Origin of the sequence: Photobacterium sp. Ph5 (assembly GCF_022129445.1) — a bacterium.
Lineage (GTDB): Bacteria > Pseudomonadota > Gammaproteobacteria > Enterobacterales > Vibrionaceae > Photobacterium.
Window position 1 is genome coordinate 63,984 of sequence record NZ_JADQAQ010000012.1, and the last position, 25,554, is coordinate 89,537.

At 38.7% G+C, this 25,554-nt stretch carries 23 protein-coding genes; 11 read left to right on the forward strand and 12 right to left on the reverse strand.

Annotation, left to right across the window (positions count from 1 at the left end; translation table 11 throughout):
* Positions 1–104 precede the first annotated feature (104 nt).
* The 5 genes from I3259_RS07025 to trmY form a co-directional block, all read right to left on the reverse strand.
* Positions 105–1,421 (reverse strand): AarF/ABC1/UbiB kinase family protein, encoded by a 1,317-nt coding sequence (locus I3259_RS07025; protein WP_238028971.1) that lies wholly within the window; start codon positions 1,419–1,421, stop codon positions 105–107.
* A 65-nt stretch (positions 1,422–1,486) separates the two neighbouring features.
* A complete protein-coding gene (locus I3259_RS07030) occupies positions 1,487–3,043 on the reverse strand; it encodes a cryptochrome/photolyase family protein (RefSeq protein ID WP_238028972.1) in 1,557 nt (518 codons plus the stop codon).
* Positions 3,043–4,374, reverse strand: a complete 1,332-nt coding sequence (locus I3259_RS07035; RefSeq protein ID WP_238028973.1) for a DASH family cryptochrome — start codon at positions 4,372–4,374, stop codon at positions 3,043–3,045. The genes I3259_RS07030 and I3259_RS07035 overlap by 1 nt, the downstream gene beginning before the upstream one ends.
* A 167-nt stretch (positions 4,375–4,541) precedes the next feature.
* Positions 4,542–6,002: an oligopeptide:H+ symporter gene (locus I3259_RS07040; RefSeq protein ID WP_238028974.1), complete on the reverse strand. Its 1,461-nt coding sequence runs from the start codon at positions 6,000–6,002 to the stop codon at positions 4,542–4,544.
* A 404-nt stretch (positions 6,003–6,406) separates the two neighbouring features.
* Positions 6,407–7,003, reverse strand: a complete 597-nt coding sequence (gene trmY / locus I3259_RS07045) for a tRNA (pseudouridine(54)-N(1))-methyltransferase TrmY (RefSeq protein ID WP_238028975.1) — start codon at positions 7,001–7,003, stop codon at positions 6,407–6,409.
* A 176-nt stretch (positions 7,004–7,179) separates the two neighbouring features.
* Between trmY and I3259_RS07050 the strand changes: the two genes are divergently transcribed.
* The 3 genes from I3259_RS07050 to I3259_RS07060 all read left to right on the forward strand — a co-directional run bounded on the left by I3259_RS07050 (position 7,180) and on the right by I3259_RS07060 (position 9,576).
* Positions 7,180–7,623: a DUF3429 domain-containing protein gene (locus I3259_RS07050; RefSeq protein WP_238028976.1), complete on the forward strand. Its 444-nt coding sequence runs from the start codon at positions 7,180–7,182 to the stop codon at positions 7,621–7,623.
* 16 nt (positions 7,624–7,639) lie between these two features.
* Positions 7,640–8,044, forward strand: a complete 405-nt coding sequence (locus I3259_RS07055; protein WP_238028977.1) for a DUF393 domain-containing protein — start codon at positions 7,640–7,642, stop codon at positions 8,042–8,044.
* 536 nt (positions 8,045–8,580) lie between these two features.
* Positions 8,581–9,576: a hypothetical protein gene (locus tag I3259_RS07060; protein WP_238028978.1), complete on the forward strand. Its 996-nt coding sequence runs from the start codon at positions 8,581–8,583 to the stop codon at positions 9,574–9,576.
* Positions 9,577–9,603: 27 nt separating this feature from the next.
* On the opposite strand, the gene I3259_RS07065 is transcribed toward I3259_RS07060, so the two are convergent.
* Both I3259_RS07065 and I3259_RS07070 read right to left on the reverse strand, forming a co-directional pair.
* A complete protein-coding gene (locus I3259_RS07065; RefSeq protein ID WP_238028979.1) occupies positions 9,604–10,311 on the reverse strand; it encodes an MOSC domain-containing protein in 708 nt (235 codons plus the stop codon).
* 135 nt (positions 10,312–10,446) lie between these two features.
* On the reverse strand, positions 10,447–11,337 hold the full coding sequence (locus I3259_RS07070) for a LysR family transcriptional regulator (protein WP_238028980.1): 891 nt from the start codon (positions 11,335–11,337) through the stop codon (positions 10,447–10,449).
* 136 nt (positions 11,338–11,473) lie between these two features.
* Here I3259_RS07070 and I3259_RS07075 point away from each other — a divergent pair, with 136 nt between their 5' ends.
* Positions 11,474–13,150 (forward strand): amidohydrolase, encoded by a 1,677-nt coding sequence (locus tag I3259_RS07075; RefSeq protein ID WP_238028993.1) that lies wholly within the window; start codon positions 11,474–11,476, stop codon positions 13,148–13,150.
* 259 nt (positions 13,151–13,409) lie between these two features.
* A complete protein-coding gene (locus tag I3259_RS07080) occupies positions 13,410–14,765 on the forward strand; it encodes a DUF4397 domain-containing protein (protein WP_238028981.1) in 1,356 nt (451 codons plus the stop codon).
* A 131-nt stretch (positions 14,766–14,896) separates the two neighbouring features.
* Here the strand turns inward: I3259_RS07080 and I3259_RS07085 are convergent, their stop codons facing one another.
* The 4 genes from I3259_RS07085 to I3259_RS07100 all read right to left on the reverse strand — a co-directional run bounded on the left by I3259_RS07085 (position 14,897) and on the right by I3259_RS07100 (position 19,229).
* Entirely contained in the window at positions 14,897–15,274 is a 378-nt protein-coding gene (locus I3259_RS07085; RefSeq protein ID WP_238028982.1) for a hypothetical protein, read from the reverse strand.
* A gap of 109 nt (positions 15,275–15,383) precedes the next feature.
* The gene (locus I3259_RS07090; RefSeq protein ID WP_238028983.1) at positions 15,384–15,539 is read right to left on the reverse strand and encodes a hypothetical protein; all 156 of its coding nucleotides are present in this window, start codon (positions 15,537–15,539) and stop codon (positions 15,384–15,386) included.
* Positions 15,540–15,993: 454 nt separating this feature from the next.
* On the reverse strand, positions 15,994–17,382 hold the full coding sequence (locus tag I3259_RS07095; RefSeq protein WP_238028984.1) for an EAL domain-containing protein: 1,389 nt from the start codon (positions 17,380–17,382) through the stop codon (positions 15,994–15,996).
* 317 nt (positions 17,383–17,699) lie between these two features.
* Positions 17,700–19,229, reverse strand: coding sequence for a phospholipase D family protein (locus I3259_RS07100; RefSeq protein WP_238028985.1), 1,530 nt, complete (start codon positions 19,227–19,229; stop codon positions 17,700–17,702).
* Between the two features lie 676 nt (positions 19,230–19,905).
* Here I3259_RS07100 and I3259_RS07105 point away from each other — a divergent pair.
* The 5 genes from I3259_RS07105 to I3259_RS07125 all read left to right on the forward strand — a co-directional run bounded on the left by I3259_RS07105 (position 19,906) and on the right by I3259_RS07125 (position 24,480).
* Complete coding sequence (locus I3259_RS07105) at positions 19,906–20,355, forward strand: PTS sugar transporter subunit IIA (protein ID WP_238028986.1); 450 nt, start codon at positions 19,906–19,908, stop codon at positions 20,353–20,355.
* Between the two features lie 53 nt (positions 20,356–20,408).
* Positions 20,409–21,815, forward strand: coding sequence for a fructose-specific PTS transporter subunit EIIC (locus tag I3259_RS07110; protein ID WP_238028987.1), 1,407 nt, complete (start codon positions 20,409–20,411; stop codon positions 21,813–21,815).
* Positions 21,816–22,300: 485 nt separating this feature from the next.
* A complete protein-coding gene (locus I3259_RS07115) occupies positions 22,301–22,735 on the forward strand; it encodes a hypothetical protein (RefSeq protein ID WP_238028988.1) in 435 nt (144 codons plus the stop codon).
* 515 nt (positions 22,736–23,250) lie between these two features.
* Entirely contained in the window at positions 23,251–23,736 is a 486-nt protein-coding gene (locus tag I3259_RS07120; protein ID WP_238028989.1) for a hypothetical protein, read from the forward strand.
* A 357-nt stretch (positions 23,737–24,093) separates the two neighbouring features.
* Positions 24,094–24,480, forward strand: a complete 387-nt coding sequence (locus I3259_RS07125; RefSeq protein WP_346015692.1) for a GNAT family N-acetyltransferase — start codon at positions 24,094–24,096, stop codon at positions 24,478–24,480.
* Here I3259_RS07125 and I3259_RS20220 read toward each other — a convergent pair.
* The gene (locus tag I3259_RS20220; RefSeq protein WP_255721114.1) at positions 24,477–24,611 is read right to left on the reverse strand and encodes a hypothetical protein; all 135 of its coding nucleotides are present in this window, start codon (positions 24,609–24,611) and stop codon (positions 24,477–24,479) included. The two genes, I3259_RS07125 and I3259_RS20220, sit on opposite strands and share 4 nt — an antisense overlap.
* 67 nt (positions 24,612–24,678) lie before the next feature.
* Between I3259_RS20220 and I3259_RS07130 the strand changes: the two genes are divergently transcribed.
* Positions 24,679–25,410, forward strand: a complete 732-nt coding sequence (locus tag I3259_RS07130; RefSeq protein WP_346015691.1) for a PhzF family phenazine biosynthesis protein — start codon at positions 24,679–24,681, stop codon at positions 25,408–25,410.
* Positions 25,411–25,554: the final 144 nt, after the last annotated feature.

Here is a 25,554-nt window from a genome sequence, read left to right on the forward strand (position 1 = left end):
AAAAATATATGCTCTGATATCTAAACAATAACAGCTTGAACTTTAGATTTTATGTGATTTTACAAGTTAATATTATTAGAAAATATTTAACTGGTTATTCAACATTACCTAATATAAGGATGAAATAACGCATGAACATTCACTCTTGCTTTAAGTTTGGCTGCTAACAGATATAAACCGCCTAACTTACGGTGTAAAAAAATAGCATCGGCCGGTGGGGTATGCCAATAACCATTATTCATACTCAAGGCGCTACCGGCATCGCGAATGCGTTTTCCCATATCTGTTACGCCAAAATCATACACACCATCAAACGCTAATGGCTCACAAGCTTCTAAACACAAGTTTACAACAGCTTGTTTTGCGACATCTTCAATTTGCTGATGGAAAAAGCCTATTTGCTTCAGTGCAGTAAGCATAACTTCACGATCCTTTCTAACCGCACCGGACATTAATTGACGATAACCTTCTGAAACACGCTCTGGATATTGGCGGGTGGCTCCAAAATCTAACAAGATAAACTGTTGGCTGGTAAGGTTATAACGATAATTAGCAAAATTAGGATCGGTTTGCACTAATCGAAATTCAAACACTTCTTTGAACAATAAAGTAAAAGCAAGTGCCATCACTTCATCACGTATTGCTTGGGGCTGCTTAGCCAGTTGCTCTATTTCGATTCCTTCGACAAAACTCATCGCCAAGATCGTTTCACATGTTAAATCATCATATATCTCAGGGATCAGAAAACGATCATCATCTGACAGTAATTGGCGAAATTGTTTAAGGTAGTGTGCTTCTTGCTGATAATTAGCTTCGGCATGTAACTGTTTTTTCGCTTCGTCTAATAGCTCTGACACATCAATAGACTTAGGGATTAATCCTGATAGATTCAGCAAGGTTGAAACATTATGTACATCGCTATCAATGCTTTCTCCAATACCTGGATACTGTATCTTCAAAGCAATATCTCGACCGTCTTTGGTTTTTGCTCTATGAACTTGCCCTATTGATGCCGCAGCGACAGGATAAAACGAAAACTGAGCAAATTTGTCTTGCCAATCTTCCCCCCAGTTAGCAATGAGCACATGATTCAATTGGCTAATAGGCATAGGTTTAGCATCAGCTTGCAAACGAGATAGCAGTTCAGTTAATTCTTTCGGGAGTAAATCACCAGCATCCATCGATAACAGTTGACCTACTTTCATCGCCGCACCGCGTAACTGTGCTAATTGATCAGCCACACGTTGAGCATTTTTCGGCGTTAAGAGCAACTCACTGGCTTTGGGACGATGTCCTGACGCTAACTGTTTCACCCCTTCAGCAACCATGCCAGTTGCGACTCTTGACGCCAACGAGCCTAATTTCGATAGTCGTGATAATCGCCCTTTAGGTACTTTTGAATACTGATGTGGATCTTTCATGCTTAAACCTTATCTTACGATGATGTGTAACAACGTTATTAATGGCGATTAAACACGCCTTTTCTTTATAGTGAATTTATATGGCGTAAATAATACTCGGCTTGCTCTACAATAACAGCTCGCTCACTATCATCTAATTTATCCCAATGACTATATAGCATACCTACACGAGGATTGTTTGCTAATAATCCTCTATGTTTATCCATAAAACGCCAATATAAACTATTAAATGGACAGGCATTCAGCCCAGTTTTCTTTTTAACCTCATACTGACATGATGAGCAATAATCGCTCATTTTATTAATGTATGCCCCACTTGAAGCATAAGGCTTTGTTGCTACCACACCACCATCAGCAAACAGCGCCATACCAAGCGTATTTGGCTTTTCTACCCACTCAACCGCATCAATATAAATACCTAAATACCACTGTTCAACTTCACTCGGTTCAATCCCCGTTAATAAACAAAAATTACCCGTGACCATTAAACGCTGAATGTGATGAGCGTAGCTATAATCAAGCGACTGTTTAATCGCATGATACATACACTGCATATTGGTTTTAGCATCCCAAAAAAAATCAGGTAACGAACCGCTAGCTTCTAGCGTATTCTCTTTCCCATAATGGGGCATATTGACCCAATAAATAGCACGAACAAATTCACGCCAGCCTAATATCTGGCGAACAAACCCTTCAACTTGGGCAATATCAATCTTTGAATCAGGCTGAGAGTAAGCATCAATAGCCGCTTGGATCACTTGCATGGGATGCAACATTTTCGCATTCAAAGCAAAAGATAAACGAGAATGGTATAAGCTCCATGCTGACTCACTTTTCGTGGTCATTGCATCTTGAAAGCGTCCAAACAAAGGCAATAAATCACGACAAAAGTAACTCAGTAGCGCTTGTGATTGTTTACGGTTAGTCGGCCAAAGTAACTGCTCACAAGATTGACCGATTGTGTTGATTTCGTGTTTTTCGAGTCGTTTAGAAATAGCACTAACATCATTACTAAACATTAACGGTTGAGGAATGGCTTCAATATCAACAGCCTTTAACTTATTTCGATTTGCACCATCATAATTCCATTTACCACCTTGAGGTTTTCCTTCAACCATCAAGACATCAAATCGTTTTCGCATAGCGCGATAAAAATGCTCCATACGGTGATGTTTGTTTGGTGTTATGTACTGATCAAGCTCAACCAATGTCAGTAAGAAATGCTCGCTATCACACGCTTGAACGATTACATCAGGAATCTTTAAAGCCGCTAACTGTTGCGATAATCGGTATTCATCTGGTTGTTGATATTCAAATGCTTGGCAATGATATTGCTGACAAAGTGAAATAATTAAATTAGGTAAATCATGATAGGTATGAGTATCGTCTAATGTTAAATATAAAACGTCATGTCCTGCTTGTTGCAGCGCAATTGAAAAATTTTCCATTGCAGCAAAAAAAGCACAGATCTTTTGATGATGATGAACAACGTAATCAGTTTCTTGCTTTAGCTCTGCAATAATATACAGCACATTTTCATTGGGGTGTTGATACCAATGATGACTCGCATTAAGTTGATCACCTAAAATCAAACGAAGTGTTGTATAACGTGATTTTATCATTACCTTCTACCACTCATTGGCCAATCATCAATGTTATAGTTATCTAAAGTATTAAGGTTTTCATCCCCTCGCCAATGACGAATAAAATGATGATTGGGATCAAAAATTCGTGTTTGTTTTTCTAAATCAAACCAACGTTTTTCTCGACTATCGGTTCCAACACCTGCAATGTACTGCCAATTGCCCCAGTTTGCCGCGACATCATGATCTATGAGTTGTTGCTCAAAATAGGCGGCACCGTAGCGCCAATCAACGGATAGCTCATTAACCAAACAACTTGCAACTATTTGGCGCCCACGATTAGACATGTAACCGGTTTGGTTTAACTGTTTCATAAACGCATTAACAATAGGATAAGGCGTTAAACCCTCACACCATTGTTTAAAACGAGTAGGATAAAAACTGTTTAATAACCTTTTATTTTGCACACCACTGAAACGATACAGTTCTCGCCCAACAGCATGCGCATGCCATTGAAAAAACTCACGCCATAACAACTCAAAGAAGATCCAATAGGTTGATGAGTTTTTCTCTTTATATTTTTCATAACCTGCCAAAGTAGCCATAATCATTTTGGCTGATAAAGCACCACAGGCTAACCACGGTGAAAATTTGGTTGAATTATTCCAACCCTCTATAGCATTACGTGTTTCTTTATAACTTGACGGCAAACGAGAAGAAAAATACTGCTGTAAATGCATCAGTGCTGCATTTTCACCACCATGCCACTCAACCTGATCATTATTTGGGATGTGAACATTTCGAATATCTATATATTCAGAACAATACACATTGGGTTGTGGCGGTAGGTAATCAGGTACAGATAGAGGCGAATATACAATAACGTTTTGCTCCATCTGTTTACGAAATTTAGAATAACTCTTTGGCATATCTGAAAGAGGAAACGGCAATTGATCTTGTGAGTACAACGTATGCGTATCAACTTCAACAAATCGCAAATGGGGATAGCATTGTTTTAGGTAACGCCATTGCTGTTGTTCATACCAACCGCAATGACGACTACGATAAATAAGGTTAATGCCGTATTGTTCTATTAGCACTGGCATTGAAACCATAGGATCGGCTTGCATTACTAATAAGCGCTGACCTAATGTCGCTAGATTAGATTGCAGTGCTTGTAACGCTTGCAGTAGAAAACGATGGCGAATAGATCCCATCGAGACAAGTTGATAACGATTAAACTGCTGTTTTTGTGGTTCCATAAAATAAACACACAGCAAGCTGTCACAATGCTCGTAAGCTTGATGAAATATCGGGTTATCATGCAAACGTAAATCATTGGTGAGCCAATAAAGAGCTTTTACCGCCATAAGTTATATGCCTTATTTTTTATCCTTTTTCTATTTACGAAACAAATAAGCATATCGATCGGTTTACATTGTTACGGTAATCACGCTGAAATAAAATTTTAGTCAATAAAAAAGCCAGTATTATTAACAATAAACGTAATAATACTGGCTGAAAATGTAATTAGTCGTTAATCATATTCTGGCTGATTACGGTTTTTAAAATTCACCAATAATCCCATCACAAGTACCACAACCGTCACAATTAAAATTGATTGGAATACATGGTGATATTGTGCAGCAGAAGTAATTAAATCTATTGCATCGCCTTTCGGAGTATTAGTTGCTGTTAGCTCAGCAATGTTTGCTGCTAAGTAGTTTGCTACCGAACCACCCATTAACATATAAATACCTGCAACCGTACCCGTTGCACCTTGTGGGTTCATACGCGTAATTGCTGCTAATGCCACAGGGTCAATAAAGAGCTCTGCAATACCAATTAAGAACAAACCAATAAATAACCATAGGAATGTTGTATGTCCAGTTGCCATTGCAAGCTTCGAAGATAACGTGATTAAACTAAAACCAGCCGTTAATAGAAACAAACCCATATTTAGTTTTGTTAACGTTCGTACAGAGATCTGACGTGACGATAACACTTTCCATAACCATGTAACTGCAGCACCACCTACGATAACCGCAACAGGGTTAACAGATTGGAAGAACGCCGTTGGAATATGGAAACCAAAAATATCAGTATCGATATTACGTTCGATGAATAAGCTAATTGAACTACCGCCTTGCTGATCAAAAGCCCAGAACACCATACCAAAAATCATAAAATACATGATTGAGTGAAGCTTCTTACGATCTTCGACATCACTCTTACGGTATAAACGCAACATTTGTAGTGCCGAAAATGCAAGGATCACGGCAAGAATGTAACCTGCTAGTAAGTCTTTAAGTACAAACACAAGACCTACCGCAGCAGCCACTACGCCAAGAATGATTAAGAACCAGTGACTAATACCTGCTGTTTTTTGTGTTAACGCAGCTTTATTGGCTTTTTGTACATGGGCAAAGTTTTTACGACCCGTGCTAAAGATAATTAAACCAATAAACATACCAATACCCGCAAGAGCAAACCCCACATGCCATCCCCAACGGCTTGCAGCATACCCACAGAAAATTGGCGCTAAAGCAGAACCAAGGTTACCACCTATATAAGATATCGAGAATCCTGATTCACGTGCACTTTCATGACCTTTATATAACTCACCCAATAAACAACTTGAGTTAGTTTTAAAAAAACCATAACCACAAATAATTAATGCTAACGCTGAATATAAAGTTGTATGGTCATTACTCGGAATACTCAATACAACGTGACCAGCAACCATCAATAAGCCGCCAATAACAACAGCCCAATAATTACCCAAATATCGGTCTGCTAGATAACCCCCTAAAATGGGTGTCACATAAACTAGCGATGTATACGCACCATATAAGGCATAAGCATGTTCATCTGACATTAAGAGTTTTTGGGTTAAAAATAGAATTAATAGCGAACGCATGCCGTAATAGCTAAAAAATTCCCACATTTGTATCGCGATGAGGTGAAAAAGCCCTTTAGGCTGAGAGGATAACTGCATATTGATTCCTGTAAAAAGGCCCGTTTAGCTAACGGTTGTCATTCTTATTGGTGTGTTAATACCGAGGTATTGAAGAATGAAAATACACTGAACTCCCCTAAGCTCAAGTATATTCTTAACCCATATTTAGTATCTTAATTTTCACCGTTTCACGTATTAATTTATTGCTTCTGTGAATATTTTTATTCTATTCACATGCAATAAACAAACATCATTCCATTTTTGTATTTGACGATACATCATTTTTGCAAATATCTTTTTTTTCATACTGTTATCTTTATTTTGTAAATTTACTTCATTATATAAAACCAATTTTTTGTGATTCAAATCACAACATAGACGTAACAAAAAAGCCGCAACTGTTATTAGTTACGGCTTTCAATAAAGATGCATTCAATATATCACTAAAGCATTAAATCTAGCTCATTCTGAATTAACACGATACATTGAGAGGCAAATAACATCTTAGGACCTAAGCTAATTTTTTGTGCACCTAAGCGTTTTAAGCTGTTATAGCTTTTTTTAGGCATTGGCATGTGATCGGTTAATAAGAAGCAAGGATTCGATGCAAGTTCGATATCACGAACAAAATCGCCTTTCTTATCTAACATGTATAATTGATAATCTTCAGCAAGTTCAACCACCAGCTTTTCAAAACTGATCGTACGAACTGTAATACCAGGTTCTACATTACGACATTGCTCTTTACCCATACCTAATGATTTATCAAGCGCATGAGTGATCTTATCTAACCATGCTTGCTCATGAAAACCCGTTAAGTTAGTAATATCATTTGAATTAAAGCTAATGGTACGAGAAAAGTCTTGCGTACTTTCAAGCACTAAATGCACCATAATATCTTCGCGGTGAGACTGCGCCACAAAAATAGCATTCATTAAAACGTGAGCCAAAATTTCAGTGTGAGCATCTTGACCAACAGACGCTAACAGCATTTTACTGTCGGTGGGTGCAGAACGGGCTCTTAATACGAAAGCGCGCATAGTTAATATCCTAGAAGTTGAAAGTGACACCAGCATCGCTACACAAGGGTATATACCAATCATATACCTACAGCGAGCGCGATATTATCCCCGCTTTTCATCAATATGTAACCCCCATTGATCAGATTCCTATTTTTAAGCGTATTAAATTAGTCATTCAATAACGACTAGGTAATATGAACACCATCATTCGATCCCCCACCCACACTCTTGGCTATCTAGGTCTTATTCCTTTTGCTATAAGTGCACTTGCTATCAGCTTTGAAATAAGTATCTTTAATACCTCAGCCTTACTTATTTTCGTCAGTTACAGTGCCATTATTCTCAGTTTTCTTTCTGGCGTTATGTGGGGAAACAGTCTTAACCATAACGACAGTTCAACCTATCGATATGCTCTACTCTTAAGTAATCTTTTTGCGCTACTCGCTTGGTTTTCGCTATTACATTCAACGAGTAACTACACTTGGGCTATTGTTGCATTAATGCTGGGGTTTATCTGTATTCGTATCGCCGAGTTAAAATTTAACTCCGCTCATCAAGATGAGTATTATCAACAATTACGTAATCGTCTCACCACCTGTGTTTGCGGATTACATGCGGTTGTATTTGCAATTACGTAAACAAGGAATAAGAAACATGGAAAAGATGATCATCTTTTATGATGGAAGTTGTCCACTTTGTATCGCTGAGATGAAGCAACTTCGACAACTAAATGAACATCACAAAAAACTACAATTTGAAGATATTCTTGTGCCTGATTTCAACCAGCGCTTTCCTGACATATCAAAAGAAAAAGCTAGCAGCATTTTACACGGTTTACTCACTACTCAAACAGGCGATGAACAACAACTTTTACTTGGTCTTGATGTCACTTATAAAGCATGGAACCTTGTTGGTAAAAAGAAATGGTTAAAAATACTTAGGCTTCCAGTGATACGTATCGTTGCGGATAAAGCATACTTGTTTTTTGCCAGAAACCGTTATCGTATTTCCTATTTATTAACCGGAAAATCACGATGTAGTAGCTGCTCAATTGATTAATTGTCCTTATCGCTATAAGACCAATTTCTAACACTACTGCAACGACTTATCTCAGTTTTTACTGATAGCCATCTTATAAACACCAATGAAATAATCCCCATATTACATAAAGTGGGATTATTAAAAGAAATAGCAAATAAAGCGCCACTATGTCGGCGCTAAATAGCCATTAATTCATCATTTGAATTCTTTTTAGCGATACCTCTAATTTTTGCATTTATTAACAAGCATCAAAAAATAACACTCTTTCCTAATCCTTGTAATGCCACACACTCTCGTTATGTTATGAATCAACAGGGCGGTACTGTTGAGCTGTACCCCCCCCATTTGGTCACGCCCTTGTTGTAATACGAGTCTTTGCCATTACATTACACCAACATCTTGATAACCAGATCGCACAAATAACTCAATAATTGGACACAGAACACTAAGCACTTAATCATGAACCTATACAGTATTTTATGATCAGTTGTTTTTTTCTAAGCATTGATATTATTTACATAACAAAAAAATACGGGCTTATTTTAGAGGTAAAAATGATCAAACAATTTCTTTCGTCAATCGTAATTGCAACAACTTTGGCAGGCTGTGCCAGTTCACCTAGTTACACGAGTGTTTATGACCAAATCATGATTGGTAACAAGCAAACACCTGAAGACTACAGTTACATCGATGACAAGTCGTTGAGTGATGAAATGCAATTTATGTACTACATCGGCAATCCTGACGTTAAACCGATCAAAGCGAATGATTTGGACAAGTTTGGCAAAGATTACAATCCACATGCAGTAAGTGATGCATCATTAATCGGCGCATCCGTTATTACCCTGCTTGGTGGCGCTAACATTTTTCAGCTTGGCATGTTTGGGTTAGGTAATCTAGGTGGCCGAGTTGATATGGATAATCAGTACAAAGAGAATAAAATTTTTGTTCTTGTTCCAACGGATAACCTTACAAATGATCAAATTAAAACAAAGGTTGCTACTAGTGTAGCGAAAACCACTTCAGCAGTTAAAAAAGCAATTGAAGATGATGGTCTTAAATTCGTTGAAGATAAATATTTATCGGGTGATAAAAGTTTAGATGTGGCTTATTTCTTGTCACATAACAAAGATAACTATGTTCCTGATTGTGCAGATCCGGGTACGTTAAACTCTTTCGGTCGCGTAGGGGGTGGATTCTGTTCTAGTTCAATTGAAATGTTGCGTTCTCAATATCGCACTACCTTTAATAATTCTTATTTACCTAATTCTAATTTCATTGCATATAGTGTCACCCTTGTCCCTGGATTCCCGATTGATAAATTAAAGACTAATAATGATTACAGCTACTTATACATGGCACCTTTCAGTAAATATTTAGACTATCGTATCAAATCCTATAACCGTACAGATGAGCAATGGAAAGCCATTTATGAAAAAGGTCGATTATCCATGTTCCCGTACATCAAAAACCTTAAAACAGGCGATATTAATTACTTTAATAAGAAGTTAACTACATTGCAAAAAGACAATAAAACGCCAATCATTTAGTTTGATCATTGCTCAATAGGGTAAATTCTATTGAGCCACATTAGGATTAATCAGCAAATATTTTCCTATTAAACGCCCTGTCCAGTTTTCTACAACATTATTTTGTAGTCGGCGTTCAAACACACCTTTAGTTTCTTTAGCTAACACATCTAAATCAACAAGCTGCTGCATTGCCGTTTTATTTTCAGTATCGACATAAAGGTAATGCTGTACTTTTGCTACCGTCCATTCTGGATGTAAGCGTTCAGTCACTTCGATCTTATCGCCAGCATTCATTGTTCCCGTTTGCACTACACGGTAAAACCAACCCGTTTTAAAATTATCTTGAACATAACGAGACAGCGTGGGTTCGCTAAAACGGCTATTTAGCTTAAAACATGGTTGACGAGGTTGAGTAACTTGTAACACTACCGAGCCTACCTTCACAATGTCGCCAATACACATGTTGTGTTCATTCATTCCGGTCGCTACAAAGTTTTCACCAAAACCACCCTTTACAAAATAGGCTGTTGACTCAGGAAACTGTTCTGCTAAATCAGCATAATGATCAAAATCATATTGCAGCACAGCACGATCTTCACCACCATGAAAGCTTTCAGCTTGCTCGTCACCAGCAAGCCCCAAGGCAGATAAATCACAAGTATCAACAGTGTGCTTATCAATCGCTGTATTGCTGTTATACAGCGATTTCACTTTACCTAATCGAAGCTCATCAAGGTTTGATACTGGGTACATCGCATGTTCCTATTATTGATAAATAAAACCGTAAGCAATGTATAACAAAGTGTGGCGGGAAAGTAGGTAAGAAAAATCGCTATCTATCATCTAACAATCACTTTATCCAAATTATATTTACTAAATATCCTCCTATCAGGCTAACATCTCGTATCCTTTCTTTACCAAGCATTCGATCACATTCGTAAATACAGGGTGTATATCTTTTCCTATTGGAAAGAACACATTTAGCCCTATCATTTTGCTACCCGGCAATTCTTGCAGCGATAGCTCAACCAATTGACCTGATGATAAATACGCACTCATGTACTCTTTTGGCATCACCGCCCAACCATCTTGCTTGATCAGCTCACACAATACATCGTTATTACTCACCACATGTAAACGAGGCGATACCTTGGCAAAGTCGACATTCAGTGTCAGAAAGTTCTCTGAAATATATTGAGTTTCAGATTGTAAGTGAGCCAGTGAAATCTGCTCCATCTTTGCAAGCGGTGATTCACGTCGGGCGTAACAGTTAAGATGAATATTACCTAAGGTTTTCCACGCAATTTCGGTTTCAGCAAACACCTTCCCTCTATTTAGCATCAACGCAAAATCTGCGGTTCCCGCTTTCAACATTGCCAACGCTTCTTGACGTGTACGATGAAGCCAATTCACAACAAGATGCGGATAGGTTTGCTTGAGACTTTGCTCCGTTTCCACCATAAAGCTAAGTGGCACAAAAACATCATGAGTGATCGTCAGCGTATGAACGTCACTGCTAAATAACGCCTGACTATAATCAAACAGCTCTCGGCTTTGTTTCTCTACCACCTTGGCACGAAAATACAGTTGCTCTGCTTTATCTGTTGCGACTGCTTTCTTGCCAACAATCTCAAACAGGGGATAACCCAAAGTATCTTCATACGCCATTACATGCTCTCGCACCGTAGTACGGGACTTGCCTAATGCAGATGCTGCCCCGCTATACGAGCCATTTTCATATACCGCAATAAACGTGGCTAACTGCTCAAAGGTATGCACACCAATTCTCTTTCGCCAGATAAATGTACGTAAAACCCTATCAAAAGTGACTGTAATGTAAATTTTAACTTGCGCAAAATGTGAACCATCAAAGCAGAAAACTATTTCAATTTGCTGTGTTCAGGAGAACAACATGATGAAAACACCGCTTTCTCTTCTTACTTTGGCACTGACTTCCAGCATGGCATTTGCAGCACCCGATCTGATCTTAACCAATGGTGATATTGTGACTGTCACAGGGGAGAAAGTGCGTGCGCAAGCTGTAGCAATTAAAGACGGTAACATTGTCGCTGTCGGTACCAACCAAAGCGTACTTAAAGACGTTAACAACAGCACCAAGATTCGAGATCTAAAAGGTAAAACCGTCACTCCCGGCTTTATCGATGCTCACGGTCATTTTGCTCAATACTTACCACTGATTGAAAACGAATTTCTCTACCCTGCTCCAATGGGCAATATCAGCTCGATTAAAGATATCGATGACAAAATGCGTCATTACTTTAGCCAAGACGGGCTAGATAAAAACATTCTTCATGTTGCTTTTGGCTATGATGATGCAGAGCTTGCAGAAAAACGTCATCCAATTAAACAAGAATTAGATGCGTTCAGTGAAGATTTCAGCTTCTGTGCGGTACATGTATCAGGGCACTTAGCGACCTGTAATAGTAAAGGGCTGGCGTTCATTGGTTATGATGCGAATACCCCAAATCCTGATGGTGGTGTTATTCGTCGTGATGTCAATGGTGAAATGACAGGCGTACTTGAAGAGTCTGCTATTTACGCCATTCTTGGCGCTTTACCAACAGAAACCAAAAGCGATGCCATTCGTAAGTTTCTCAAAGTGCAAGACATGTTCGCCAGCTATGGCATTACCACCGCCCAAGAAGGATTAGCGACCTTACCAGCCTTAAAAGCAATGAAAACCATGGCTGATGATAACTTAATGAAAATTGATTTACTCGCATACGCCAAATGGGTGGATTTGGATGAAGCGGTAGAGATCATGCCAATGAAAAGCACCCACAATGGTTTCAAGCTAGCAGGTGTCAAGCTGGTTGGTGATGGCTCACCACAAGGTAAAACCGCTTATTTATCGTCACCTTATTACGAGCCACCACATAACCATAGTTTCGACTATCATGGCTATCCCGTACTATCACAATTAGAGGTCAATCAATGGGTCGAAAAAGCTTATGCTATGGGCGCACAAGTATTAAGCCACAGCAATGGTGATGCGGCAGCAGATATCCTGATGAATGCTGTAGAGCGTGCAAACAAGATCTACGGTAACGATGATCGCCGTACCGTGATGATCCATGCGCAAACCACACGCTTAGATCAAATCAAGCGCATGAAAGAAAACGCTGTGATCCCCTCTTTCTTCCCAGCTCACACGTATTTCTGGGGAGATTGGCACAAAGAATCGGTATTAGGCCCTTGGCGAGCAGCGAATATCTCACCTATGGGTTGGGCGAACTCGAATGAGTTAATGTTTACCATTCACATGGATGCACCTGTGCTGTTCCCTGACATGATGACCAATATGTGGACAGCGGTAAACCGTGTGACACGTAGTGGCGAAGTGTTAGGCGAACACCATAAAATCACCCCGTACCAAGCACTACAAGCCATCACCATTAATAGCGCTTATCAGAACTTTGAAGAAACAAACAAAGGCACCATTGAAGTCGGTAAGCGTGCTGATTTAGTGATTTTAGATGCCAATCCACTAACTGTTGATCCAATGAAAATTAAAGACATCACCGTACTAGAAACTATCAAAGACGGTAAAACAGTATATCAAAAGAGTTAACCTTCGCTTCTCATCAATCAGCACAAAGCCAGCGTGAAGTTGGCTTTGTGAAATCACTGACGCTTTCCTCTCAAATTGTATTGCCATTACATCAAACCTTCTTTCAATAATTCTGAAAAAAACAGCAATAACCGTTTGTTATAAAGTGATATTACTCACAACAGAATAAAGGATAGACAAAACACTTTTTTACTTGTGAACCGATGTATTCATATGCGCGTAGCAATTTTCCAATAATCAAACAGGAAAGAGGCTTCATATGAAAAAATCAACACTCACATTACTAACAACGGCGGCATTAATTTTAAACGGCTGTGACAGCGATTCTCATGATGGTAATGAGGAGAAACAAATTGAAATGTCTACTTCACAATTAAGGGTAACGCATGCAAGTGCTGATGCTCCGCTTGTTTCTATTTTAATGGATGGTGATGTGTTAAGTGGCTTATCTAACGTTGATTATCAACAAGGTAGCCCGTTACTCAACGTTGATTCAGGTAGTCATGATCTGATTGTACGTGGACTACTCGCAAACGATGCAACTGCCGATGTGATCACAGCAAATGCGGTTAACCTTGCACCAGACATGCAATATGACGTTTTTGCAGTAAACAATGTGGGTGCTATAGAGCCAGTGATCCTCTCTCGTTCTAATGAAGCCCCTGATGACCAATCTATTCGTGTCGATGTGTTACATGGTCACCCAGACGTTGGCGGTGTCGATATTCACATAACAACCGACCCTAGTATCAGTGCTGATACCGTCGCGGTTTCCGATCTTACCTTTAAAGAAGACGAAGCGAATCTACCCGTTACACTTCCCGCTGGTGAGTACCGAATAAGGATCACGTTAGCAGGTAAGAGTACTGATACCGATGTGGTATATGACAGTGGCAATATCGCATTAGATGGTGGTAGCGACTTGATGGTAACAGCAGTACCTAATGTAAGCGGTGGTGCAGTTTCTCCTGTAAATCTACTGGTTGCAGATGGATCGACCGTTAACGTACTGCGAAATACTGGCGAAAAATCAACCGTGCGCGTTGGTCATGCCGTCGCTGATTTAGGTGATGTCGATGTAAGAGCCAGTGGCAATGTTGTCTCTGGGCTTGATTCTATCAGCTATGAAACCATTAAAAGTCTTGATTTAGCACCGGACAGTTATGATTTAACGGTCACGCCAACTGGAGCAACAACACCAGATGCCATTAAAGCTCCTGGTACTACTTTTACAGCAGGATCTGAAACAACCATTTTTGCCGTCGGACAATTTGCCGATGAATCGGTAGAGCCTATTGTTATTAAAGATGATTTAAGAAGTATTGCGGCATATGCAAAGCTAAGAGTCGTTCATGCTAACCCAATCGCTGGCACAGTAGATATTCACGCCGCCCCTACTGGCACCGGCTTCTCAGCCAATACAGCAGTATTAAAGAATGTGAATTTCAAAGACTCTGCTGTACTTAACGTGGGTGATGGTAATTACGATTTCGCTGTTGCAGCAACAGGTACAACCAATGTACTGCTAACAGGGACCGATGTAGCTCTTGCGGGAGGTAACGTGGCAACCGCATTTGCAACTGAAGACTCAATTGCGATCAACGTAGATAAATAAAACCTATAAAAAACATAATAAAAAGTCCGCAACCTTTTACTACTAGGCACTAGTAATAAATTAATTGCGGACTTTTTCATTGGTATTACGCTATTAAAAGCATTGCCTTATAATTGCAACGCTAAATTAAACTAGTCATCAATACCGCAATCAGTGCAACTTAGCAGTACGATTTCGTGTTCAAATACACCCACATCGCTACCATCAGCAAAAAGCTCAGCAATTTCTTCTGCTACTTCTTGTTCATCTTCAGCTTTAACTTGGTTCGCTAATTCTTCTTCAGAATAACCGTAGAAATTAAGCAATAGATAATCGCGAGCTTCATCTTTTGTACACGTTACGTTCACCGACACTTCTGGCTCAACATTATCTTGCGCTATAATCGCAGACGCTTGGGCAATAACATCTTCTTTCATCGCAGCTGTTAACCAACCAAGATCAATGCTTACTGTATTTTTTTTACAGTTAAAACAAGGCAGTTTCTGAAAGTAATATTGAAAGTCAGTCATAGATAATTTCTTCTTTAAATGTTGTTTTACAAGATTATGAGCGTTTTGTAGCAAAATACTAGCGTAACAGGCAGTGAATATTAATTATCGTGGGTGGTTTGATGAAGCATTAAGCACGAAATAACCGTTTAATAAAGCGTTCAATACCAATAGATAGTGTTTTCTCTTCTAGATACGCTCTTTTAGAACCTTTTAATAAAGCTAAATGCTCAGAATTGGTTAATAACTCATCTTCACTCTTAGCGTTCTCATAACAGATAGACACATAATATTGACCACGCTCTTTACCGGTAAACTAAAGAGAAGTTCATTAAGACATCAATCGGTTTGAGTAAGCAAAAAGACTTACGACCTATTGCTTGACCCTCTCGATAATGGGAGATGTTGCGCAAGCTATATGTTTAAAGTTTTTATGTTCAAAACATAACATCTTGAACGTTTTATCTTTTGATAAATACAACGTCAATAAAATCTAAAAGTGACATTAAAACAATTAAATTAGATATTAACTAATTATTGTCAAACACTTATACCCTTGAAAATATAATGCTATATCTAATTTAATTTCATGCTAAATACTTTACGAGTCTATAATTTCTGATGTATTGTTAACGTCGTCAATCTTTACTTCTAAAGGGGTATATAGTTACAACTGACGATGACCATCAAATTTGGCGTGTAAATCTGTTATAAAATATTCCAGAACTCACCCTACACTATTAATTCCAAGTTGAATGAAAAAAATCACTTAAACAAAGCGGTTTAGAAAATAAGTATCCTTGGTAATATGTCACTCTTGAATATTGTTCTAAAGATGCTCGCTGGGACTCATTTTCCACCCCTTCAGGTATCAAATCCAAATTAAAGCGTTCAGCCATCGCACAAACGCACTCAACCACATGCCTTGAACGCTGATCAGTACAGATATTATCTATGAAATGTTTGTCAATTTTCACGTAATCAAATTGGTAATCAAGCAAATAAGACAAGCTACTATTGCCAGTCCCGTAATCATCAATGGCAAATTTAATTCCAAATTTACGGTACTTTCCCATCACTTCATTGACCTTTGGATCAGAAAACAATGAGGTTTCAGTAAATTCCAATACCAAATTACACTTTTGAGACAATTTAGCGCACAACTTAAAGACTTCGTGATCAAACAAACACTCTTCTGTTAAGTTAAAACTCAGTCTTAATGGCGCTACATTCATTCCTCTAACATAATGGCTTACTTGCTCAAGTAAAGATCGAGTCAGCAGCATAATGATATTGTAATTTTCAAACGTCGGAATAAAGTACGCAGGAGAAACAACCTTACCCTTTTCATCCACCCATCGGGCCAATACTTCACCACCAATATGCTCTCCATTTCGATTAACTATTGGCTGAATGTAAGGTATTATCCATTGCTTATTAAGAACATAAAGCAACAATCGACACTCAATAATTTTTTGCAGTTGAAATGAAACGCCTAACAAGATGAACAACATCAATACCATTTTAATACGATGATGTTTGATCATACTTGAGAACAATAGCGGGTAATCTATTTCTACTAACAGTTCCAAGTCACTCAAATCAAAATTAAAAATATCACTTGTCAATTCATTTAAAGGCTCGTTACCTTCATACAAATCTATATCCGACAGTCGAAAATTAATCTTCGGGATACCCATTTCCTTTGCATGTGAAAACTCAAAAGGCTTTAGATATAATTTGATCTTCGTGTTTTCATTAACGGGAAAAACATACTGAATCGAAGGAATGTCATTAATGCTGTTTTTAGCCCTTAGTGCAAAGCCACTATCAATGTTATTTCCGGTCATAGAAACCAGCCCCATAAACGTCGAATATACATACTTCCCTTTATAAATAACGGCGACGCTAGATATGTGGCACTTGCAGCTTACGAGTTTGATAAGTTCTTTCTCATCATTAACAGTTGGGATTGTTAACTGTTGAAACTTATGCTTTAAATCTTTTTCAATTACGAAGAGCTTATCGAACTTAGATCGTTGCAAACTAGACTCGCTCTCGATGGTTATATCTTTGTGATAAACTACTAACCCAACAAAAAAAATCATAAAAACTAGAAAGCTCGCCAAAATGCTTACCATCCAAGAAGAATATCTAATGTGCCTATTATTCATCCAGTACTTTATCCTGCCTAATAATAAAAAGCGACGGATTATATAGACCATATACCAAACTGTAAATCATAAACTGCAAATGTAACCAGCAATAGATCCTTTATATAATTAACGCAAAACAGAGACTAATAAATAAGTTATTAATACAGAAGTGAGTAACAAAGAAACTTAGAAGCTAACCGTGAAACAATATAGAAAAGAGCAACTATTGCATTAAAAACAAAAAGCCAGCCTCAGAGGCTGACTTTGCAATCTCTTATTAAAATTAACGCTTACAAATACTTCTCTATAGGCAATAACTGTAAGAACTCTGATTTCATACGATCCCATTGCTCAGTTTTCGGTTCACTATCCCATGTTTCGTTACCCGAATGCCAATACACATCGCCATCATCAAGGCTTAAATGCCAACTGTTATTATCTTGCATTGCGCCCTCTAAGGTCGTGGCAAGCTCTGCTGCAACCTTAGAGTTTTCAATCACCAATAACGATTCAGTATTGAGATAAGTAGAACGTAAATTGAAGTTAAAAGAGCCAATCGTCGCGATTTTATCGTCAAACACCGCTGATTTAGCATGTAAACCGTATACCGCGTTCGGTGCACATTTATCGCTATCTTGAGTAACAATCTCGCATAACTTAGCATTTGGTTTTAGTTCAAATAAATCGATGCCACTTTCAAGCATTTCTTGTCGTCGGCCTGCATAACCTGAATGGTTGGTTACAAGATCATTAGAAGCCATTGAATTCGTCAGTGCTTTGATCTCTACCCCTCTCTGGTTGAGCTGCTGTAAACCAGCTAACTGGTTATCATCAAAGACTAAATATGCCGATTCAATAATGATGTCATTTTTTGTATTTTTCGCCAGCTTAGATAAATACTGCGCGGTGGCTTTTGGCTGTTCGGTATTATCAATATCGTCAGGAATTGGCTGATCGGCTATATAGGTTGCTTTCACCCATGTCATATTACCCACCAGCGGCGCTAAGTACTGCGCGGCTGACGCTTGGCTTTGTGGCAATGCCGGATAATGTTTATAGTAAGGAACTGGACTGTTAAATAAATCCGGTTGATCAAGAGTAGGATCATCACTTAACAGATCAACATCATATGCCCATTCACTGTTCCAGTAATCATTAAAGCTCTGTTGAACCTCAGAAACCACTTTCCCTCTTGCTAATACATCTCTATCACGCAAATTTAACTCATGAGAAAGATCGAAATATTCATCACCAATATTGCGTCCACCTACTACGGTAAATACGCCATCTACGGTGAAAGACTTATTGTGCATTCGACGATTTAAACGCGAAAAGTCCCCTAAGAAGCTTATCCACTTACCCGCATTACGGGTTGGGATCGGGTTGAAGATACGTATTTCGATATTCGGATGTGTATTTAACCCAGCCAACAAAGCTTCACGCTCGTTTAAATTAATATCATCAAGTAGAACACGAACATGGACACCACGATCAGCCGCAGCCACTAAACGACTCGCCAAGTAGCTACCAGAAATATCGGAATTCCAAATATAGTATTGAATATCAATGGTATGTTCGGCAGTTTCAACCAAAGCTAAACGTTGAGCAAGCGCGTCCCAGCCTGTGTTTTGCACCAATACCGCACTCGGCGTTTGTAGGTTTAACTGCTGACGATGGCCATCATCTAACGTGGATAATAAACTCGTCATCTTGGGGGTTGTAGGTGCTGTAGGGTGCTTAGCATCTTCAGGTAAGGAAGAGCACCCTGTTAGCATGACGAAACAAAATAACGGGACAAACATCCCTTTATTGGCTGGCATATAAAACGTCCTTGTACTTCACATCAGCAATCGGTTTAACTTAAACCACATTATTCATTAATTGCAGATCGTGATTTGATCTTCTTTCTACACAAACAGCGTAGTATTGAGTTTCCGTTACGTATTGTGCAGCAAGCCAAATAAATTATATTACTGACTTACCCTTGCTAACTGATTTCTTTAATAAAAACTATAAACGCTATCGGTTAATACACCAACGCATTAGATCTTAATTTTGACTAAATTGATACAAAATTGACGTTAAATTCATGGCTTGGTGGTTCACAACAACCTTTCGTGAATTGTTGAAACGAATTTTGATAATTATCACAAAACTTCACATCGACCAATTTATCACTTCACGCTAACCACCACTTAAAATTCTCACCATTTTTTAACACTATTACTTAAAAGCATGACAGCTATGCCTATAAGGAAACAAACTTCAATAAAAACAAAATGTTAAATGTTTTATTTATGTTTAATTTTAATGCATTAGGTAAACAAAAAGTAACTACCGCTGTTTTTTGCATGGCTTTTGTTAACGTCTAATGTGACTCTCGTTGCATGTTTTTTATGCTTTTTCATTAGAAAACCAAAGCGTGATAGAACAAACAATTTCGAATAAGCAGATACGTATACTTTTCTCCAACGAAAATGGAGTTTGAGAAATTTTATGCTATCTACTTTAGTTAATACCAATCTAATCAAAATAAATCTTAATGCAGCCAACAAAGACGAGCTATTCCAAGAGCTGGTTGATGTGCTACACGCTAATGGTCGTATTTCAGATAAAACACAGTTTCTAGCTGATATTCAACAACGTGAATCCGACAGTATCACTTGCATGGATGGCATTGCTTACCCTCATGCCAAATCAAAAGCCGTATTAGCACCAGCTATCGCCGTTGGGATCAAAAAAGACACGATTGAATATGGCGATGAAGACGGTGTAGAGCCTTCGTTATTTTTCATGATCGCTTCACCTGATAACGGTGCCGATCACCATATTTATGTACTTCAAGAACTATTCGGCAAGTTCGGTGATGAATTTCTTGAAGCCATGCATCATGTCACGACGGAGCAACAAGCCTTAGATGTGCTGCTGTCTGATCAATTTTCATAACAAACCATTTTATTACCCATTCTAATTTTAATAATAAAAAGAGCTATGTACCCATGACAACGACAACAATGACCAACGGTCAAGGCCGTGATTGGAAACAAACACTATCAACCATGAAACAACACTTATTATTTGGTACTTCCCACATGCTACCTTTCGTTGTAGCCGGTGGTGTATTACTGGCCTTAGCTGTAATGGCAACAGGTCAAGGTGCAGTACCAGATACTGGTATTTTGAAAGATATCTCAACCATTGCTATCAAAGGCTTAGTGCTATTCCCAATCATTCTTGGCGGCTTTATTGGCTATTCTATTGCTGACAAACCTGCACTTGCGCCAGCCTTTATTGCATCAGGCATCATGGCTGACATGGGCGGTGGTTTCCTTGGCTGTATCATTGCCGGTTTCATCTCGGGTTTTGTGGTACTTCAGCTAAAAAGAATTCCTATTCCTAATCACTTATCAGCACTTGGTGTGTACTTCCTATACCCTCTTGCAGGTACCTTGATCAGTGCAGGTATTGTAATGTGGGGCTTAGGTGCTTTAATTGCCGGCTTCATGGCTGGTATGAATGAATTCCTAGCATCAATGGCAGGTTCTTCTAAAGCGGTATTAGGTGCAATTCTAGGTGGTATGACAGCGTTTGATATGGGTGGCCCTATCAACAAAGTAGCAACCTTATTTGCTCAAACTCAAGTTGATACTCAGCCTTGGCTAATGGGTGGCGTGGGTATTGCTATCTGTACTCCACCACTGGGTATGGCACTGGCTACGTTCCTATTTAAGAAAAAGTTCTCAACTGAAGAGCGTGAAGCAGGTAAAGCGGCTGCGATCATGGGTTCTATCGGTATCTCTGAAGGCGCAATTCCATTTGCAGCTAACGACCCAATGCGTGTACTTCCATCTATCGTGATCGGCGGTATGGTGGGATGTGTATTTGGTTTCACAACGGATGTCCTACTTCATGCACCTTGGGGCGGTTTAATTACAGCACCTGTTTCTAGCAACATTCCAATGTATGTGGCTGGTATTCTAGCGGGCTCATTCACTACCGCTATCATCGTTGGTTTCTGGAAGCCTGAAGTAAAAGAGGAAGAAGAAACAGCAGAAATCACAACAAAAGCAGAGCAAGCAACACAAGTTGAAGCTGCACCAGTAACTGGCGAAGGCGAATACGATGTTATCGCTATCACTTGTTGCCCTTCAGGCGTAGCGCATACCTTCATGGCCGAAAAAGCGATTTACAAAGCAGCGAAAGAGCTTGGCTTGAAAGCGAAAGTGGAAACTCAAGGTCAAAACGGTATCCAAAACCGCTTAACCGCAACGGATATTGCCAATGCGAAATACGTTATCTTGGCACACGACATTGCAGTAAAAGAAGCTGAGCGTTTTAATGGCGTAAACGTGATTGAATGTTCAACCAAAGAAGCAATGAAGAAAGCAAAAACCTTTATGAGCTAATGCCGTAAAGTTAGACAGAAAAACGTAAAGGCTATGAGCATATTGTTCGTAGCCTTTTGTTTTTGATAAGAGCAGTAAATCAGACTGATTACGCTTACTCACTCATCTCCACTAGCCAGTTTTTGATCTTGATGATTTTAAACAAGGTACTTCCAGCACGAAAGTGCCCCATTATGCGTAAGACCTTTTACTCATTCATATCGTGTTAACTTGGTTTTGGACTAGTTATATGTACTGTATATATAAACATTTTATTGATCTGTGGTGATTTGAACGCATGAGTTCCGTTTTGTATTTAATAAGACTGATTAAATACATTTCTTACTTTTCACATTCTCTAATAAAGTATTAGGTGTAAAAATGCTATTAACCTCATAATATATAAAGATTATATCGAGTATGATAAAGGCATTTATGAGTATATTTTTGCGCAAAAATAAGAATGCTTACTAATAAGCTGTTAGCTATACCACAAGGAATGTCATATGAAAAAAGGTTATATCTTAGCATTAGTATTAGCATTACCTTGCTCTGTTACAGCAGCGAAAGACAATAAAGTCATAAGTTACTCAAGCAAATCTCGGGTAGATCAAGAACATTTTTTTCTAATTGGGACACAAGAAGGGAGCTATTCAGTTAAATCTTGGCAGTTCGATATGGAAAAAGCTACTTGGGATGGCAAGGGAGAGCCTAAGTTAGCTATCGGTAAGGCTATTGATAAAGCATATAATTATTTTAACAAAACAGAGTCTGAGCTTGGCGTTAAAGAAGTCGAATTTAGACCTGCCTTTAGTCGAGAGGGAACGATTATTTGGTATTACCTTGTCACTCTGACTACTTTACCTTACAAATTTAACTCTGATGAGTTTGAAATTGTAGTATTACTAAGTGGCGAACTCCTTGAGCCTAATGGTAAATAGAGCTAACAAAAAAACAAGGCGGACGTATCAAGGTTGGCTTGCGCTCATTCTTCGCAAATTATAGTCACCTCTCTACGTCGCTTATTTTAAAGAGTTACTCCTACTTTTCTTATTACTTCCAGCCTAAATAAGCAAATTGCCTAACACGTTTTTGTCCATCTTCGTTTCACTCTGGTCTGGCTGCTAACATTGGTCACACTGTAGACATAGCGACACATTTCGTTCCATCAAGAAAACAACCATGGAGAGGCAGATCGATTCAGTTACCTGAGTGCAGTATCTACTTAAAAAGCATGGCGGAATAATAGATAATTACGACAGGACACCCAAGGATCTGCATGTCCTTAAAACATCACGCCTTTTAATAGATACTTATCTCACGACAACGATAAGGGTAAATATAATGAAGCGTGAGACGAGACAGTGGTACGAAAGACCTACAGGTATTATCTTGTTGAATATTGTGGCTGGACTCATTGTCGCCATAGTATGCGGTCTAGTGGTGTGAGGATGCGATGGAATATAAGAATTTAGAAATAGCAGATGAAACAGTAGAAGAGCTTGAGGATATGTGGGAGGAACAAAGGTCTTCCCACTTCTCATGGTGGGATAATAGTGAAGACCGTGCTCCTATTGCTGAACATCCACTTGCTGCCTTAGCTTACTGCTTAGAGGCTGGCGTCTACCCACCACCGTCTGTCTTATTACAAATCGCGGAAACGTATAAGGGGTACATCCATAAACAAGGAGAAATAAGCCTTGAGGATGCTTTCTTTGGTAAACCAGTAAAAGGCATAGGTAATTATGCCGCTAAGAAAGCCAAATCTCGTGATGTGACTATGCTTCACATGATGGTTCAATTGGAAACACTAACTGTTGATGCCAACAAGCGGAGGTCTCAGATAGAAATAGCAGAAGAATACCTTGACAAGAAAAGGTCTGATGATGACCCTGATCATTTACTTAGAAAGCTGCGACGTTTGAGACAGAAGATGAAGTAGTACATTGTGATCTCAAAGTTGATGCTGCTCTCCTTAACAATATTAACACACCTCAAGTTATGCGAATTTGGTCAAAGTACTTGTTACCGCTAACTCAGAAATGTCCAACAACGAGCTAGCTATCTTGGCTAGCTTTAGGCCTACTTCTAAACTACTAATCGCTCATAGTCCGATTGAATAATATTGATTTAAGGTGATATTAAATACGGTTTACTAGCTTTATCTGAATAAAATCACGAAAATCAGACTTTAAAACTGAAGATCATAGGGAAGTGTATGACATTAATACGTAAGGTTGATAAATGCGATGTGAGCTGAATATGGGAAATTAGAACACAAGCAATCTTAAATACCTGTATATCGCATTATTCTAATGAAGTTGTTTATTCTTGGGCTAACTCGCCAATGCCTGACGACTTTGATGAGATACTATTTAATCTTGATGCAATTGTGCTAGAAGAACAAGAATACATAGTAGGATTTGGGTTTGTAGATACTAAAAATGGCTCTCTGGAGTCTATCTTTGTTGATCCAAGATTTATTGGGAGAGGTTTTGGAAAGCAAATCGCTAATGAGCTTATATCTATTGCAAAAAAATCTGGTTTATATACCTTAAAATTAGCTTCTTCTCTAAATGCAATTAAGTTCTACGAAAGCATGGGGTTTGTAGCAGGTAAAAAGACGTCTTGGAAGCATCCATCTGGTTTTGAGTTAGCGTGCATTCCAATGACAAAAGTAATTTAGTTAACATTCCAGTAGGTGTGGTTTAACCGTTCTCGTTGACGCAAGAGCGATTGAGGGATACTTATTTGAAAGGTGTATTTACCGTAGTAGAAATTGTGCATTTTCACTTTGCCGCGTAGCGACTTTTGCATTGCTCATCCCTTAACAGGGCTAAATTGTAACTAAGGATGATGGATTATCAAATTAGATATTTATGATGTGTTTAGTAGTGAATCAGCTTCTGGTAACCCTTGTGGTGTATTAGAGCTTGATAGTTGGCTGTCCGATGAAGAGTTACAGAAAATAACTTGTGATGCAGAACTGCCAGTTACCTCTTTTATTATAAATTTTGATGGGCAATTTTATATCCGCTGGTTTGCAATGGATGGAGAAATTAACCTGTGTGGGCATGGCAGCTTAGGGGCTGGGGCTGCTATCATCTCTAAGTACAATCTCGATAGTGTACTTTTTAGTAGCAAATACGGGGATGTCTCAATAGCTAAAAATAATGGTATATATACTCTTGAGTTACCTAGTTGGAAAGGTGAAACATGCAGCATTCCAACAGAAATATCGGATATTGCTGTTGATGCTATTGATGTATTTTCAACTCGAGACTTAGTTTTAGTCTTACCTTCTATAGAATCTGTAAGAAATTTTCAGCCCGATGATATGCGCTTTAAACAGCTTAGTAAGTACCATGCTTTAATCGTGACTGCAGCGAATGGTGAAAATGGGTATGTATTAAGATATTTCGCGCCCAAGATTGGCATATCTGAAGATCTGGCGACAGGTTCTGCTCAATGCTCTTTAGCTCCATATTGGTTTGACAAACTTAACTCAGATTCACTTCAGGTACATCAACTTTCGTCGTCAGGTGGCTATTTTGGCGTACAGCGTATTTCAGCTGACTCAATTGTATTATTAGCAAATGCAAAACTGCGAAAATAGCAATTCAACAAAGTATTTAAGGATTCAAGATATTTTTCTAATTCGCCATTACGCATAAATATTTTTACTGTTAAATGACTGCTCTTTTTCTAACCTGATTACCACTATTTAACAGCTACTGTTAAATTATCTCCTATACTTCAA